General features: G+C 60.9%; 10 protein-coding genes. 1 reads left to right on the forward strand and 9 read right to left on the reverse strand.

What is annotated here, in order from left to right:
* Positions 1-62: 62 nt before the first annotated feature.
* The 8 genes from ACIK7D_RS18335 to ACIK7D_RS18370 form a co-directional block, all read right to left on the reverse strand.
* Positions 63-1,064: an ABC transporter permease gene (locus tag ACIK7D_RS18335; protein WP_080820711.1), complete on the reverse strand. Its 1,002-nt coding sequence runs from the start codon at positions 1,062-1,064 to the stop codon at positions 63-65.
* Positions 1,065-1,114: 50 nt separating this feature from the next.
* A complete protein-coding gene (locus ACIK7D_RS18340) occupies positions 1,115-2,638 on the reverse strand; it encodes a sugar ABC transporter ATP-binding protein (RefSeq protein ID WP_137454192.1) in 1,524 nt (507 codons plus the stop codon).
* A gap of 197 nt (positions 2,639-2,835) precedes the next feature.
* Entirely contained in the window at positions 2,836-3,459 is a 624-nt protein-coding gene (locus ACIK7D_RS18345; RefSeq protein WP_269312705.1) for a TetR family transcriptional regulator, read from the reverse strand.
* Between the two features lie 104 nt (positions 3,460-3,563).
* Positions 3,564-6,698, reverse strand: a complete 3,135-nt coding sequence (locus ACIK7D_RS18350; protein ID WP_400156995.1) for a multidrug efflux RND transporter permease subunit — start codon at positions 6,696-6,698, stop codon at positions 3,564-3,566.
* An 11-nt stretch (positions 6,699-6,709) separates the two neighbouring features.
* Complete coding sequence (locus tag ACIK7D_RS18355) at positions 6,710-7,924, reverse strand: efflux RND transporter periplasmic adaptor subunit (RefSeq protein WP_400156996.1); 1,215 nt, start codon at positions 7,922-7,924, stop codon at positions 6,710-6,712.
* 417 nt (positions 7,925-8,341) lie between these two features.
* On the reverse strand, positions 8,342-9,847 hold the full coding sequence (locus ACIK7D_RS18360; protein ID WP_400156997.1) for a diguanylate cyclase domain-containing protein: 1,506 nt from the start codon (positions 9,845-9,847) through the stop codon (positions 8,342-8,344).
* Between the two features lie 166 nt (positions 9,848-10,013).
* A complete protein-coding gene (locus ACIK7D_RS18365; protein WP_262532643.1) occupies positions 10,014-10,838 on the reverse strand; it encodes a bifunctional allantoicase/(S)-ureidoglycine aminohydrolase in 825 nt (274 codons plus the stop codon).
* Positions 10,839-10,930: 92 nt separating this feature from the next.
* Positions 10,931-11,977, reverse strand: a complete 1,047-nt coding sequence (locus tag ACIK7D_RS18370; RefSeq protein ID WP_269312710.1) for a class I SAM-dependent methyltransferase — start codon at positions 11,975-11,977, stop codon at positions 10,931-10,933.
* 316 nt (positions 11,978-12,293) lie between these two features.
* Between ACIK7D_RS18370 and ACIK7D_RS18375 the strand changes: the two genes are divergently transcribed.
* Positions 12,294-14,288, forward strand: coding sequence for a putative bifunctional diguanylate cyclase/phosphodiesterase (locus ACIK7D_RS18375; protein WP_400156998.1), 1,995 nt, complete (start codon positions 12,294-12,296; stop codon positions 14,286-14,288).
* 44 nt (positions 14,289-14,332) lie between these two features.
* Here the strand turns inward: ACIK7D_RS18375 and ACIK7D_RS18380 are convergent, their stop codons facing one another.
* Positions 14,333-15,409 carry an Ldh family oxidoreductase gene (locus tag ACIK7D_RS18380; protein WP_162936928.1) on the reverse strand — a complete coding sequence of 359 codons (1,077 nt, stop codon included), beginning with the start codon at positions 15,407-15,409 and terminating at the stop codon, positions 14,333-14,335.
* Between the last annotated feature and the right edge of the window lie 3 nt (positions 15,410-15,412).

The raw sequence follows: 15,412 nt of genomic DNA on the forward strand, positions 1-15,412 counted from the left end.
CTCCCAAGACCGGGGCGTTCCTCCTTCGACCGCGCCTGCCCCACATGGCGCGGCGTGATACCTCACCTGCGGCTGAGCGAACGCTGCACCAGCATGGCGATGATGATGATGGCCCCCTGAATGGCGCCGATCAGATATTCGCTGACGAAGTTCGACAGGATCATGATGTTGCCGACAATCTCCAGAATGAAGGCGCCGCAGATCGTGCCCCAGATGCGCCCTACCCCGCCTCTCAGAGCCGTGCCGCCGACAACGACGGCGGTGATGGCCTGCAACTCCCACAACATGCCTGTCGTGGCGGAGGTGGAGGCAAGACGCGGCACGTAAAGCAGCACCGCAACGGCGACACACAGCCCCTGCACCACATAAGCGATGGTGCGCACCCGCGCGACCGAAATGCCGGAATAACGCGCCACATCCTCGCTCGACCCTACCGCGGTCAGATGCCGGCCGTAACGGGTGCGGTAAAGCACGAAGGCGGCTATCGCAGCGGTGACGAAGATGACGATGACCGGCACCGGCACGCCAAGGACATTGCCGAAATAGACCGGACGATAAAGCGTCTGGATTTCCGGGTTGCGCAGCGTGATCGCCCCGCCCTGCGACAGCCATGTGGTCAAGCCGCGATAAATGCCCATGGTGCCGAGCGTGGCGATGAAGGGTTCGATACGGCCGATGGTGGTGATGAGGCCGTTCGTCAGCCCGCAGGCAGCCCCAATGGCGAGCGCCAACGCCATGGCGGTGAGCAGCATTAAAAGCGGACTGGCGATGACGCCGCTATTCATGAACAGGATCATCAGGCTGGCGACGAAAGCCACCATCGCGCCAACCGAAAGATCGAGCCCGCCCGAGGTGATGACGTAAGTTGCGCCAAGAGCGATGATGGCGATGAAGGCGCTGCGGGTGACGACGTTCAGGAGATTGTCGATGCCGATGAAATTGGGATTGGCGATGGTGCCGAGAACCAGCAGCAGGGCCAGCGCCACGAAAGGCGCGACGGCGCGCAGGTCCCAGTCCTTCGAGGTCTTCGGCGTTTTGCCGTTGTCAAATGCGGCCTCAGTCATGTTTCCCCTCAGTCTCTTTTGTCAGGCCATGTTTCCCGGCACATGGGCGCTCAGGCGGGTTCCTGCGTATGAACACCCGTCGCCAGCGCCACAATGTCGTTTTCGGTCATGCGCTCGCCGGTCACCTCACCGACGATCCGGCCCGACCGCATCACCAGAATGCGGTCGCAGATGCCGATCAGCTCCGGCATTTCCGAAGAAACGACGATGATCGAGCGCCCCTCATCCGCGAGCCTGGCGATGAAGCGGTAAATCTGTTCCTTCGTGCCGATATCGATGCCGCGCGTCGGTTCGTCGATGATGACGATGGACGGATCGAGCAGCATCATCTTCGCCAGCAGCAGCTTCTGCTGGTTGCCGCCGGAAAGCTGGCCCGCCAGCAAATCCTTGCGGCCGGTGCGGATGTCGAAATCCCGGACCGCATCATCGAGCGCCGCCGTTTCCCGGCGGGTATCGATCTGGAACAGCCGGCTGAATTTCTTCAGCGAAGCAAGCGTGAGATTGACACGCAAATCCTTGGTAAGCAGCAGGCCCTTGCCCTTGCGGTCCTCGCTCAGATAAACGATGCCGGCCTTCAGACTGTCTTCCGCCTTTGCGAAATGCACCGGCCTGCCATGATGCCGCACGGTTCCCCGCCCGGCGCGCAGACCGAGCATTCCTTCCATGAGTTCCGTTCTGCCCGCGCCGACCAGACCGGCAAAACCGAGGATTTCGCCCCTGCGCAGGCTGAAACCGGCATCCTCCGCGTAACCCGGAACGGTAAAATGCTCCACCTGCAGAACCGGCTCGCGCTCGCCGCCGGCGGCGCGGTCCGGATAAAGCTTGGCGACATCGCGCCCCACCATCAGCCGCGCCATATCTGCAGGCTCCAGCGCCGATGCCGGATGGGAGGCGACCAGCCTGCCGTCTCGCAGAACCGTCACCCGGTCGGCGATTTCCTTCACCTCCGGCAGACGGTGCGAAATATAAAGCACGGCCACGCCCTTCGCCCGGATGTCCCTGATGACATTCAGCAGCGCATCCGTTTCGATGGGGGTCAGGCTCGCCGTCGGCTCGTCGAAAATCACCACACGATGCGGCACCAGCAGCACACGGGCGATCTGCACCAGTTGCCGCTGGGCAATCGACAGGCTGCCGACAATGGCGTCCGGATCGATCGTACCGCCGAGATCGGCGATTGCCTTGCGGGCGCCGGCGCGCATGGCGCGGTCGTCCACCATGGCGCCCCGGCGCACTTCGCGGCCGAGATAGATGTTCTGCGCCACCGTCAAATCCGGGGCCAGCAATATTTCCTGATGCACGAGAACGATGCCGCGATGTTCGGCATCCACCGGACCGCTCAGCGTAACGGCTTCGCCATCGATGCGGATTTCGCCGCCCGACGGCTTTTCATTGCCGGCGAGCAGCTTCATCAGCGTCGACTTGCCGGCGCCGTTCTCGCCTATGATCGCATGGACCTCACCGGCGCGCACCGCGATCTCTATATCCTTGAGAACCTGTACCGGCCCGAAAGACTTGGACAGCCCAACCGTCCGGATAAGGGCGTGGTCTGGAGATTCGTCAGCAAAAGCCATGTGCCGTCACCGGTATCCGGCGTGAACGGGCGGCGCTTGCCCCTTGATTTTATCTGAAACGACCATCTGCGAACTCCTCCCAAAGCTCGAGGAAGAAGCTAACCTCCGTTTTGAGGTACGTAAAGCAAATTTCGCTGGTCTTCTGGAATACTCTTAAATTTGACCCGTATTGCACGGACGATGCAGGCCGCCTTCGGTCATGACGCCGGGGGACGCTGGAACCCCTTCATGAGACGATGCATGGCCTCGGCGCCTTCCTTGACCAGATCGAAACGTTTCCCGAACAGCAGCCAATCGTAGACGATACCTTTGATCAGCCAGTAGAGCGCACCGAGCGCCGATTCCGCCGTCCAGTTGTCGTTGAAGATGCCCTCGGCCTGCGCTCGCTCGAAAGCCGCCTCCAGCCGCTCCTTGTGGTAACGGTCCAGCTCTTCCTGCGCATGCAGGACGGGGGCGAATTCGTCGGAATAATTGGTGCGCAGGCTAATCGTCATGATGCGCTGGCGCTGTTCGTCTTGCGCCAGAAGCGCAAGCCACTTGCACGTCGCCTCCTCGATCTTTTCCAGCAGCGCCGCACCCTTAAGGTCCGGATCGGCAAAGTCCAGCAAATCCGACTCAGGCAACGCGACCGATTCGTAAAGGCCGATGAAAAGGTCGCTCTTGCTGGAAAAATGCCAGTAGATCGCTCCGCGCGTAACGCCGGCCGCAGCCGCCACCTCATCCAGAGAGCTGTTGGCCACGCCCTTCTTGAAGAACACACGCTCGGCAGCGGCAAGGATCGCCTGACGCGTCTCTTCTGCCTCGGCCTTGGTACGGCGCATGCTGATGTCTCCTTCCAGTCGTGACACGGCGCTTTCGCACCGTGCCTTTTCTTGTCGTGCCAGGCTGTCATTCACATGAATATGGCCCGGCCTTCACATCCGTTTTATTCCGCCGGCGACACGGCGTCAGCAGCAATCTTGTCGTCCTTCTTCCGATCCCCGAAAAACTTCATGACAAATACGAAGAAGACGGGAACGAAGAAGATCGCAAGGATCGTCGCCGAGATCATGCCGCCCAGAACGCCGGTGCCGATGGCGTTCTGGCTGGCCGCACTGGCACCCGATGCAATTGCCATCGGCAACACGCCGAGCGAGAAGGCAAGCGAGGTCATCAGGATCGGCCGGAAGCGCAGGTGGGCCGCCTCCACCGTCGCATCATAGGTGGATTTGCCCTCCGCCCGCAGATCCTTGGCAAACTCGATGATCAGGATCGCATTCTTGGCCGAAAGCCCGATGATGGCGACAAGGCCGACCAGGAAGTAGACGTCGTTCGGCATGCCGCGCAGCATCACCGCCGCCACCGAACCGATGACGCCGAGCGGCACCACCAGCATGACGGAGAGCGGAATGGACCAGCTTTCATAAAGCGCCGCCAGAAGCAGGAAGACGAACAGCACGCTGAGGCCGATAAGCGCCGGCGCCTGCGAACCCGACTGGATTTCCTGCAGCGACTGGCCGGTCCATTCGAAACCGAAGCCGCTTGGCAATTCGCCCGCCAGACGCTCCATTTCGGCAATCGCATCACCCGAGGAGTAGCCGGGCGCCGACTGGCCACCGATACGGATCGCCGGATAGCCGTTGTAACCCACCACCTGCGACGGGCCGCGCACCCATTCCACGGTGGCGAAGGAGCTTACCGGCACCATGCCGCCATTGGCATTGCGGACATTGAGGTTCAAAAGATCCTCGGTCTTCATGCGCTGGCCCTGCTCCGCCTGCACCGTCACGCGCTGCATGCGGCCGGCATTGGGGAAGTCGTTGACGTAGGAGGAACCCATATTGGCCGAGATGGTGGCGTTGATGTCGCTGAAGGTCACGCCGAAGGTGTTGGCCTTCTCACGGTCGATGATGAGGTTGACCTGCGGAGAGTCCGGCATGCCTTCCACGCGCAGGCCGGCCAGAATGGGGCTTTTCTGCGCTGCCGCCATCAGCTGTGCACCGGCGGCGCTCAGCGCCGTCTGTCCGGCACCCCCACGATCCTGCAGGCGGAAGGTGAAGCCGCTGGAATTGCCGAGACCCTGGATGGGCGGCGGCGACAGCGTGAAGGACATCGAACCCGGCAGGCCCCAGAGCTTGCCGTTGATGCGTTGAGCGATGGCGGATGCGGAATCCTCCGGCCCACGCTCGCTCCAGTCCTTCAGCGTCGCGAAGGCGAGACCGGCATTCTGGCCGGAACCGGAGAAGGAGAAGCCCGAAACCGCAATCACGCGATCGACCGCCGGCTCCGCCAGGAAGATCTTTTCGATTTCCTGGATGGATTGCAGGGTGCGCTCGCTGCTGGCTTCCGCCGGCGCCTGAATGTCGACGATCAGGTAACCCTGGTCCTCATTGGGCAGGAAGGAGCTGGGCAATTGCATATAGGCCCAGCCGAGACCGACGAGCAGCGCCGCATAGATGACCATGAAGCGGCCGGAACGCTTGATGATGCTGCCGACCGACGAGGAGTATTTGTGCGAGGCCTTGTCGAAGCCACGGTTGAACCAGCCGAAGAAGCCCTTCTTTTCATGGTGCCCGGCCTTGATCGGTTTCAGGAACGATGCGCAGAGCGCCGGCGTGAGCGACAGCGCAAGGAAGCCCGAAAACAGGATGGAAACCACCATGGTCAGGCTGAACTGCTGGTAGATGATGCCGACGGCGCCGGGGAAGAAGGCCATGGGCACGAACACCGCTGTCAGAACCAGCGTGATGCCGATGATGGCGCCGGAAATCTGGCCCATCGCCTTGCGGGTCGCCTCCTTCGGCGACAGATGCTCTTCCGCCATGATGCGTTCGACATTTTCCACCACGACGATCGCGTCATCGACGAGAATGCCGATGGCGAGAACCATGGCGAACATGGTGAGAACGTTGATGGAGAAACCCGAGACATACATGATGGCGCAGGTGCCAAGCAGCGCCACGGGCACCACCAGTGTCGGGATGATCGTGTAGCGGATGTTCTGCAGGAAGACGAACATCACCACGAAGACGAGGATGATCGCCTCCACCAGCGTGTTGATCACCTTCTGGATCGAGATCTTCACGAAGGGGCTGGTGTCATAGGGAATTTCATATTCCAGACCCGGCGGGAAATACCGCGACAGTTCCTCCATGGTGGCGCGCACGCCATCGGAAGTCTGCAGCGCATTGCCGGTGGGCGACAGCTGCACGCCGATGGCCGCACTGGGTTTGCCGTTCAGGCGGCTGGAAAAGGCGTAGCTTTCGCCGCCCACTTCCACCCGCGCCACATCCCGCAGCCGGACCGACGAACCGTCCGGATTGGCGCGCAGCACGATGGAGCCGAACTCTTCCGGCGTCGTCAGCTGGCCCTGGACGTTGACGGTGGCCGAAATCTGCTGGCCGATGGGGTTGGGCGATGCGCCAATGCGACCAGCCGCAACCTGCGAGTTCTGCGCCTGAATGGCGCCGATGACGTCGGACGAGGTGAGGCTGAGGCCCAGCATCTTGTCCGGGTCCATCCAGATGCGCATGGAGCGCTGGGTGGCGAACAGCTGCGCGCTGCCGACGCCCGGCACGCGGCGCAATTCGCCGACCACGTTGCGGCTGAGATAATCGCCGAGGCCGATGGCGTCGGTATTGCCATCAACGGAGGTGAGCGCCACCATCATCAGGAACGAGGTGCCCGCCTGCTCGACGCGCAGGCCCTGCTGCGTGACCGCCTGCGGCAGACGCGGCTGAACGCGGGCGATGCGGTTCTGCACCTCGACCTGCGCCTCGCCGATATTGGTGCCCGGCGCGAAGGTGACGTTGATGGAAATGCTGCCGGAGGATTCGGAAGTCGATTCGAAATAGAGAAGACCCGGAACCCCGTTCAGCTCTTCCTCGATGGGACGCGTGACGCTCTGGTAAATGTCCTCGGGCGCGGCACCGGGATAGGTGGTCGCAATCGAAATCTGCGGCGGCGCCACATTCGGATATTGCGCAATCGGCAGCATCGGAATGGCGAGCAGGCCCGCCAGCATGATGAAGATGGCGACGACCCAGGCAAAAATGGGCCGATCGATGAAAAAACGTGCCATGAAATCGGTCCTTATTGCTTGGCGGCCGGGGTCTCAGACGAGGTCTCGGCCGAAGCCGCGTTCTCGCTGCCGGCAGAGGCAGTGGCGTCGGGCTCCGCAGACCATGGTTCAGGCTTTACCTTGGCGCCCGGGGCGGTCTTCTGGAAACCTTCGGCCACAACGCGGTCGCCATCCTTCAGGCCTTCCGAAATCACCCAGCGGTCGCCGATGGAGCGGCCGACGCTGACGCGCCGCTGCTCGACCGTGTCTTCGGCATTAACGACAAGCACGCTCGCCTGCCCGCCGGCATCGCGCTGCACTGCCTGCTGCGGCACGGCGAAGGCCGCTTTCTGGATACCCTGCTGGATCTGCACGCGGACATACATGCCCGGCAGCAGATCGCCGTTCGGGTTCGGGAACTCACCGCGCAGCGTCACCTGACCGGTGGTTTCATCCACCGCCGCTTCGGAAAACAGCAGGCGGCCGGGCAGCGGGTAACGGCTGCCATCATCGAACAGCAGATTGACTTCGGCCTCGTTCGGGCCGGTCATCAGCTGGCCGTCCTGCAGCGCCTTGCGCAGGCGGATAAGATCGGCCGCCGGCTGGGTGAAGTCGGCATAGATCGGATCGAGCTGCTGGATCGTCGCGAGATTTTCCGAGCCGGTTGCGCTGACGAGTGCGCCTTCCGTAATACGCGCGCGACCGATGCGGCCGCTGATCGGGGCTTTGACATCGGCATATTGCAGATTGAGCTTCGCTTCCGCGACGCCTGCTTCGGCCACGGCCACCTCGGCATCGGCCTGCGCCAGCTGGGCGATGGCATTGTCGAATTCCTGCTGCGAACCGACGTTGGAACGGCGCAGCTGCTGCTGCCGGTCGGCCGTCTGCCGCGCCTGAAGCTGCGCGGCCTGCGCCCGGCGCAACGTGCCTTCGGCGCTGTCGACGCGCACCTGGAACGGCGCGGGATCGATCCGGTAGAGAACGTCGCCCTCCTTCACCAGCGAGCCCTGCTCGAACACCCGCTCCACGATGATGCCGGAGACACGCGGGCGCACTTCGGCAAGCCGCGTCGGCGCGATGCGCCCCGGCAATTCGTTGGTGATGGGCAGCTCTTCCTGGCTCACCGTCACGATCTTCACCGCACCGGGCGGCGGCGCGCCGGGCGCGGACGCCTGCTCATCGCTACATCCGACCAAAACGATGCCCGTCAACAACACCGCCGCGATCTGCCCCAGTCTCTTCGCCATACTGCGCTCCGAATCCATAAAAAAAGTCACATTTACATACATACTAAGACGTATGTAAAATTTCGGCAACGGATTTGTTGCAGTGCAAAAGCCGTCTCACGCGCTTGTGAAGGCGTGTGAGACAGCTTCCACCGGCCGCTGTGATTGCGAAGGGAGGATTAACTGGCGTTCAAGGCAGGACATATCGCGACGAGCTGGAGGCGACCGACGGACGAATGAAGCTTTCTGCTGCTTCCGTCAGGTCCAAGCCACCGCTTGCGGTTTTAATTCCGAAGGCGAGCATTCTCTCGACGTCAGCCTCGGGCCTGTTCCGAGAATCTGCAACCGATTGATTTTATTCGACGTGATTAGATCCTCGGAACGGGGCCGAGGCTGACGTCGGGGCTGAGGGAATGTCTCACGACGCCCTCGCTCACCCTAGGACAGACGCTTCAGCGAGGAAGCTTCCGGCTGCGGGCCGGGTTTCGTCGTGTCGTTATTGTCTGCGGATCTGTTACGCAGGGCCGCATAATAGGCGTTCTTCTGCTCGTACATATTCATATCGGCGCGACGCACCAGCGATTCCATCGTCTCGCCGGCCTCGCTGGTGGCCACGCCCAGCGACAGGCTGAGCGGTGCGCTGGAATAGAACTGGTTGTTGATCTTCAGCAGCTCATAAACGGTCTCGACCATGGCGGCGGCAATCTGTTTGTCGGCGCCGGGAAGAAGGATGGCGAATTCGTCGCCGCCGATGCGCGCGGCATGGTTCGGCGCGGTCACCACGCCGTTCAACACCTCGCCCACACGCCGCAACAAAGCGTCGCCGGCATCGTGCCCCAGCCTGTCATTGGCGCCCTTCAGACCGTTGAGATCGATGACAATGGCGGAAACCGGCCTGAGCGCACTGCGCTCCAGCCGGTTCAGCTCATCCGAATAGAAGGCGCGGTTGTGGAGCTTGGTCAGCACATCGTGCTTGCCGAGATATTCGAGATAGGCTTCCGCCTTCTTGCGCGCGGTAATGTCCGTCAGCGCCACCTGCACCAGCGACCAGTCGCGCTCATGGCCGGGGAAAACCGAAAAATGCAGGAGCACATGCCGCTCCGACCCGTCAAGCGCGTAATTCACCACCTCGCGATGGTGGGTGAGATTGCCGTTCCAAAGCTCCATCAGCTGTTCCCGGAACGGTTTTTCCATCTCGCCGCGGAAAATATCGCCAAGCCGCTGCAACAGAACCTGCCGGTCCGGCGCGCAGAACAGGTCGAGCGTCGCGCGGTTGACGTCGATGACGCGGATTTCGCTCATGCATTGCCGCACGAATTCGGGGTGCACATCCATGAACACGCGGAAATCGACGATGCCGCGGTCCCTGACCTCCTCGATCAGCCGCCGAACCCGGCTGAAATCCTCCACCCACAGGGATACGGGCGAATGTTTGAACATGCCTTCGGCGTAACGGCGGTTGAGAAGCTCCTTGCGACGCGCCTCCTCCCGCTCCGTCACATCCTCGGTGGTCAAAAGCAGCCGTCCGAGGGTTTCTTCATGGCCGGGTATGACCGCGCCGCGCAGCTGGATATCCAGCCGCTTGTCGCCGATTGAATAATTGACCGCGTTGCTGGTGAATTCCGTCTTGCCCGCCCAGAGTTCGGAAAGCTCGTTCACATGGCTTTCCAGCATGTCGTCGCGAAAAATCCGATGCAGATTGTCGACGAGATGGGCCTGATCGCGGGCCTCGAACAGTTCCAGCGTCCTGGCGTTGACCTTGATCACGCGGATTTTCTGCGAGCAGGCCGCCACCCTCGATAAATCTTCCAGAAGAAACGCCCGGATATCCTCGACGCCCTGCGATCGCCAGATATCGAACTGGCTTTTCACCTCGCTGAAATCCTCGATCCACATCGCCACGGGGGCAAGATTGAAGACATTGGTATCGATTATCTCATTCATACGGGAGGTCTTCTCAAGGATAGCAGGCGAATGCCGAAACGGTGCGGCACAGCGATAGCCGTCCGCATGACCGGATTTATTAGTGATATTCGATTTAACGCAAGCATTTATCGCGCAAACCGCCGGATTGCGCGATAATTCATGGGTTTTGCGGATATGACGCCTGTTACCAGAGCTTCACGTGCCGGTTCACATCCTTATAGAGCAGGTAACGGAAGCGGCCCGGTCCACCCGCATAGCAGGCCTGCGGGCAATAGGCGCGCAGCCACATGAAGTCGCCCGCCTGCACTTCCACCCAGTCCTCGTTCAGCCGGTAGACGGCCTTGCCTTCCAGCACATAAAGGCCGTGTTCCATCACATGGGTTTCCATGAAGGGAATGGTCGCGCCCGGCTCGAAGGTGACGATGTTGAGATGCATGTCGTAACGCACGTCTTCCGGATCGATGAAGCGGGTCGTCGCCCATTTGCCGTCCGTATCCGGCATCGCCGACAAAGCGTGCTCATCCTCATGCGAAAAGATCGCCGGCGGCGGCTCCAGCCCGTCAACCGCCTGGAACGCTTTGCGGACCCAGTGGAACTTGACGGGCGCCTTGCCCGAATTGCGAAGCTGCCAGCGGGAACCGGCCGGCAGGAAGGCGAAGGATCCCTCCCGCAACGCATGCTGCACGCCCTCGAATTCCACGGTCATTTCGCCGTCAACGACGAAGATCGCCGCTTCGGCCCGCGCGTCCGGTTCCGGCCGGTCGCTGCCGCCGCCGGGCTGAACCTCGACAATATATTGCGCAAAGGTTTCAGAAAAACCCGTCATCGGCCGGGCGATGATCCAGGCCCGGGTGCCGGTCCAGTGCGGCAGCACGCTTGTCACGATATCGGACATGACGGTTTTGGGGATGACCGCATAGGCGGTCTTGAACACCGCCTTGCTCGACAGAAGTTCCGTCTGTCCCGGCAGACCACCCATATCCGAATAATATCTCTTCATTTCAGCCATTCCATTCTGCAACGCATTCGGCGCGGATTCTTAGGCCCGCGCCGAGGTTTAATCAAATGGTTATTGGCAAGCAGAGACTGGCCCGAAGAACGTCACACCTTCTTACGCATCGTGGCGTAGACGATATTGTGGTTCTCCCCGAAGAACACATCCGCCTCGATGCCTGCAGGATCGGCGCTGGCATTGACGATCCGCCACATATCCGCTTTCGAACGCAACAGCAGCGCCCAGTTCATGAAGGTTTCCATGTAACCGTCGACGACGATGTCCTCCGAGAAATTGGCGAAGAGGAACATGCCGCCGGGCTTCAGCATTTCCATGCAGCGCCGCGTGAGTTTGATCGCCACGCGGTCGTTCAGATAATCGTAGAGACCGGCCGCGTAGATCAGGTCGAAAGTGCCGAGTTCCTGCGTGCGCAGGACGATATCGCGCACGGAACCGTCGATCGCCTCGATGCAGCTGCCGTTGAAATCGCGGGCGACGGAACCGACGCTCAAGGGGTCCTGATCGAGCGCCACCCAGCGCTTGATTTTGCCCTCTTTCAGCGCCACGGAGGCATCCGCCTCGCGCAGATGGCCGGAAGCGATGGTGAGGATTTCCGCCTCATTGCCATGCCGGGCCGCAGCCTCATCGACGAACCGCGTCAGCAAGTCGCGCCGCTCACGCACGGCAACCGAGGAGCTGGCATCCTTGGTGTAATCGTAAAGGGCCGCACCGAGCGGCGTGGCCTTGTTCACCAGTTCGGCAACACTGTCGTGGCCATAAATGAAATCGAGCAGCTGCGCATCGCCCGAATAACCCCGCGGCTTTTCGAAAGACCAGCGCGTGAACGGGTCCTCCAGAAAATGGGCGGAAACGGGGTGATTCTGTACAAGCGGAATCAGTTCAGCCCACACGCTTGAGTGGAGCTTTTCTCGCAGACCGTGAAGTGCACCCGCCGTCCGATGTATTATCTCACGTGCTGAAACACGATTGTCGAATTGCTGTTGTGCCAATTCGAGAATGAGCGCCACCTCTGCTTTCGCAACTGCGAACTGCTCATCGAATGTTTCCGTTCTGCGTGCAAAAATCTCTTTTGCGACAGTATCCGGGGTAATCAGACTTGCCCCGTCAAGATTTTTCTTCTTTACCCGCACCACTTCAGCCTCCAGTATTAACACATTGTTAACTATACGTTTCTGGGAGGCGGAAGGCCACTCGCTTTCGATTTTTGAGCGGTGTAGGGATACATTAGTAGATTAGCGTATTTTTTTGGTCACACTCGTGAGGACGGGACAAAGCAGATACGCGGTTTAGTGAAACTTAATGTTGCGAACGTATGATGCGTTCTTCCTTTCCATGTTCTCCGCACACATCGGCAGAGATCGACGGGAACCCGCACTGGGTGCGACAGCACACGGAAAAGTGGAATAAGCAGTTACTTAATAAAGTATACGCAACACTATGGGAAAGTGCATGAAGCACACATTGGGAGAGGTGAGTGGACAGCAAGACTATCGGCGGCCGGACTCCCGGTTTTCTGATGAACTTCTTGCCCTTTACCAGCAGGAAGGTGAGCGCAGCCGCCGCGGTTCGATCCGTCGGGGCCTGTGGACCGCTGTCTTCATCTATATGCTGTTTGCCGCAACCGACATCATTCTGATACCCGACGTCGCTTTTTACACCATTGTCGCACGCTTCGCGGTCGTCCTGTCATCCCTGCTGACGCTGGAAATCCAGCTGCACAGGGGCGCCAGCACCGCAGCGCTCGACCTTACCTGTGCGACCGCTCTCGTCATGGGATATATCGGCTGGCTGTTGCCTTCGCTGCTGACCGACAATATCGAAAACATGTCCTATTACATGGTTTTCGGCGCGATCTTCATGATGGGCGCCAATCTGTTTTTCACCTTCCGCTTCCATCTGTCGCTGGTGTCTTCAGGCATCATTCTCGTTACCTATTTTCTGGCGGCAACGCAGTTTCCCGAAGACAGCTTCTACAAGTTCGCCTTCGGCACCTTCTACATATCCTGCTTCGTTTTCACCTCTTACGTGAACTGGAACCTGAACCGGGAGCGTTACCACGTCTTCGTCAACGGGCTGGAAGCGAAGGCCCAGCAGAAGGCGGCGGACGAACGTGGCCAGGCGCTGCTGCGGCTGTCCAATACCGACTCCCTGACGGGCCTGCAGAACCGCCGCGCCATCGACCACCATCTGCGCCTGCTGTGGGACAATTGGATCAGGAAGGAGGAAGGCTTTGCCGTTCTCCTGATCGACGTCGACTTCTTCAAGAAATACAACGACCGTTACGGCCACCAGGAAGGCGACAAATGCCTGGTGACGGTGGGCACCGCCCTGCAGGATGCGATCACCGAACACGGCGCCTCCATCGGCCGCTATGGCGGCGAGGAGTTCATCGTGCTGGCGCCGTTCAAGTCCAAGCAGCAGGTGGGTGAGCTTGCCGAGACGATCCGCCACACCGTTGAAAACCTGTCGCTGGCGCATGACCAGCGCCGGGATGGCACCTTCATCGTCACCGTCAGCATCGGTGCGTCCTTCACCCGTCCCAATGCGGACGGCAAGCTGGAAAAGATCATCAACGAGGCCGACCGCGCGCTCTATATAGCAAAGGGCAATGGCCGCAACTGCATGAAGCTGTTCGATCCGGACGATCCGCAGACCAGCGACGAGACGGAGAATATTGCCGCCCTGCTGAAAATCGCCGTCGCGGAAGATCTCGTTTCCCTCGTCTATCAACCTATTCTCAACGTTTCGACCAACGAGACCGCAGGGGTCGAAGCGCTGATGCGGCTTCGCCTGCTGGACGGCAATCCAGTCGCACCCGGTATTTTCATTCCGATTGCCGAACGCACCGGCACGATCATGGAACTGGGCCTGTGGACCATCAAGACCGTCTGCAAGCAGATACTGGCCGATGACAAGGTGGCGGTCGTCAGTGTCAACGTATCGCCGATGCAGTTGAAAAATCCGGGGTTCGCCACTTCGGTGGCCGCCATTCTCGTGGAAGCGGGAATTGCCGGCAACAGGCTTGCCTTCGAAATCACCGAAGGCGTCGACATGGAAATGCATTCGGACGTGCTGCGTTGTCTGAACGACCTGAAAACGCTCGGCATCAATATCTGGCTGGATGATTTCGGAACGGGTTTTGCCGGCCTTTCCTGGCTGCGCATGACGGATTTCGATACCGTCAAGATCGACCGCTCCTTCCTGCACGACAGCAAGACCCCGCGTGGCCGGGCGATGCTGCAGGACATGATCCGCCTCATCCGCAATCGCGGCCACAAGATCCTGATCGAAGGCGTCGAAACCGAGGAACAGTTGAGGCTCGTGCGTCAGATGGAGATCGACTACGCGCAGGGTTATTATATCGGCCGCCCCATCGGGGCCGAAAGGCTGGGCGCGGCGGCAGCGCCCTATCCGCGCCCGAACATGCTGCTGCGACCCGCCTGATCATGGGATGACGGCGGAACGCCGCCGTCATCCCGCGGGCTGCTTTAATGATAGGCCGGCGGGATGACCGAGAATTTTGCAGCAAGCTCCGAGAAGGCCGCCCGCGTGACGGGATCGACAGGAGCCCCTTCCCTCTCCCGCCTTGCCGCCACCGCCCACTCCCGGTCACCCGGCGCCATGACCTTGCAGTCTTCCCGCACGGGGGACCCGCGCAGGACCTCGAGATAACGTTTCATGCCCTCGTCGAACACCTCGCGCTCCAGGAAGGCTTCCGGCTTCAGCGCCAGAACGAAGGCCCCAAGCCCGCGCGGCGTGGAAAAATCCGGCCCGCCCATGGGGGCGATATCGAAGCTGAGTTTCATGCCCGTGAGAACGGCGCTGAAAATCTCGACCATTCCCGCAAGCGCCGCACCCTTGAAACCGAACTCGCCGCCGACCGGGGCAAGCATTTCAACGGCATGGGGATCGCGCGTATCGACACCATCACCATCCGAGGCGACACCTTGCGGCAATTGCTGGCCAAGGCTCCGGTAAAGCAGGACACGGTTATAGGGCACCGCGCTGGTGGCCATATCCAGCAGCCAGGGCATGTCATCCGCCGCCGGCACACCGATGGCGATGGGATTGGTGCCGTGGAAACGCATGGCGCCATCATGCAGGCGCACGAAACTGTCGGAGTTACAGAAGGTGAGGCCGATATAGCCCTGCCGCGCCGCTTCCAGCGCATAAGCGCCGGCCGGGCCGAAATGCGATGAGTTGCGGATCGCCACCGCGCCAATGCCGAATTTTTCCGCGAGCGCCATGGCGCTGTCCATCGCCGCATAGGTGGCGCGGGCGCCATGGGCGTGGTCGGCGTCGATCGTCTCCACCGCGCCGAAGCCAGAAACGCGGCGGATCTGCGGCCGCCGATTGAGACGCCCGCCTTCGAGCGCGGTGATATAATGCGCGAGCAGGCGCACACCGTGGCTGTCCACACCAAGCCTTGTGCCATGCATCATGGCGCGCGTCGCCGCATCGGCCGTTTCGTCGTCGGTGCCGGCGGCCAGGAAAACGGCGCGGCAAAACCGCTCCAGCTCATCCAGACTCGCCAGAACGGTGGCTTTTTCATTGCTGTGCGCCATGAG

It is taken from the genome of Agrobacterium sp. P15N1-A (assembly GCF_044626815.1).
In the GTDB taxonomy this organism is placed as follows: Bacteria; Pseudomonadota; Alphaproteobacteria; order Rhizobiales; family Rhizobiaceae; genus Agrobacterium; species Agrobacterium leguminum.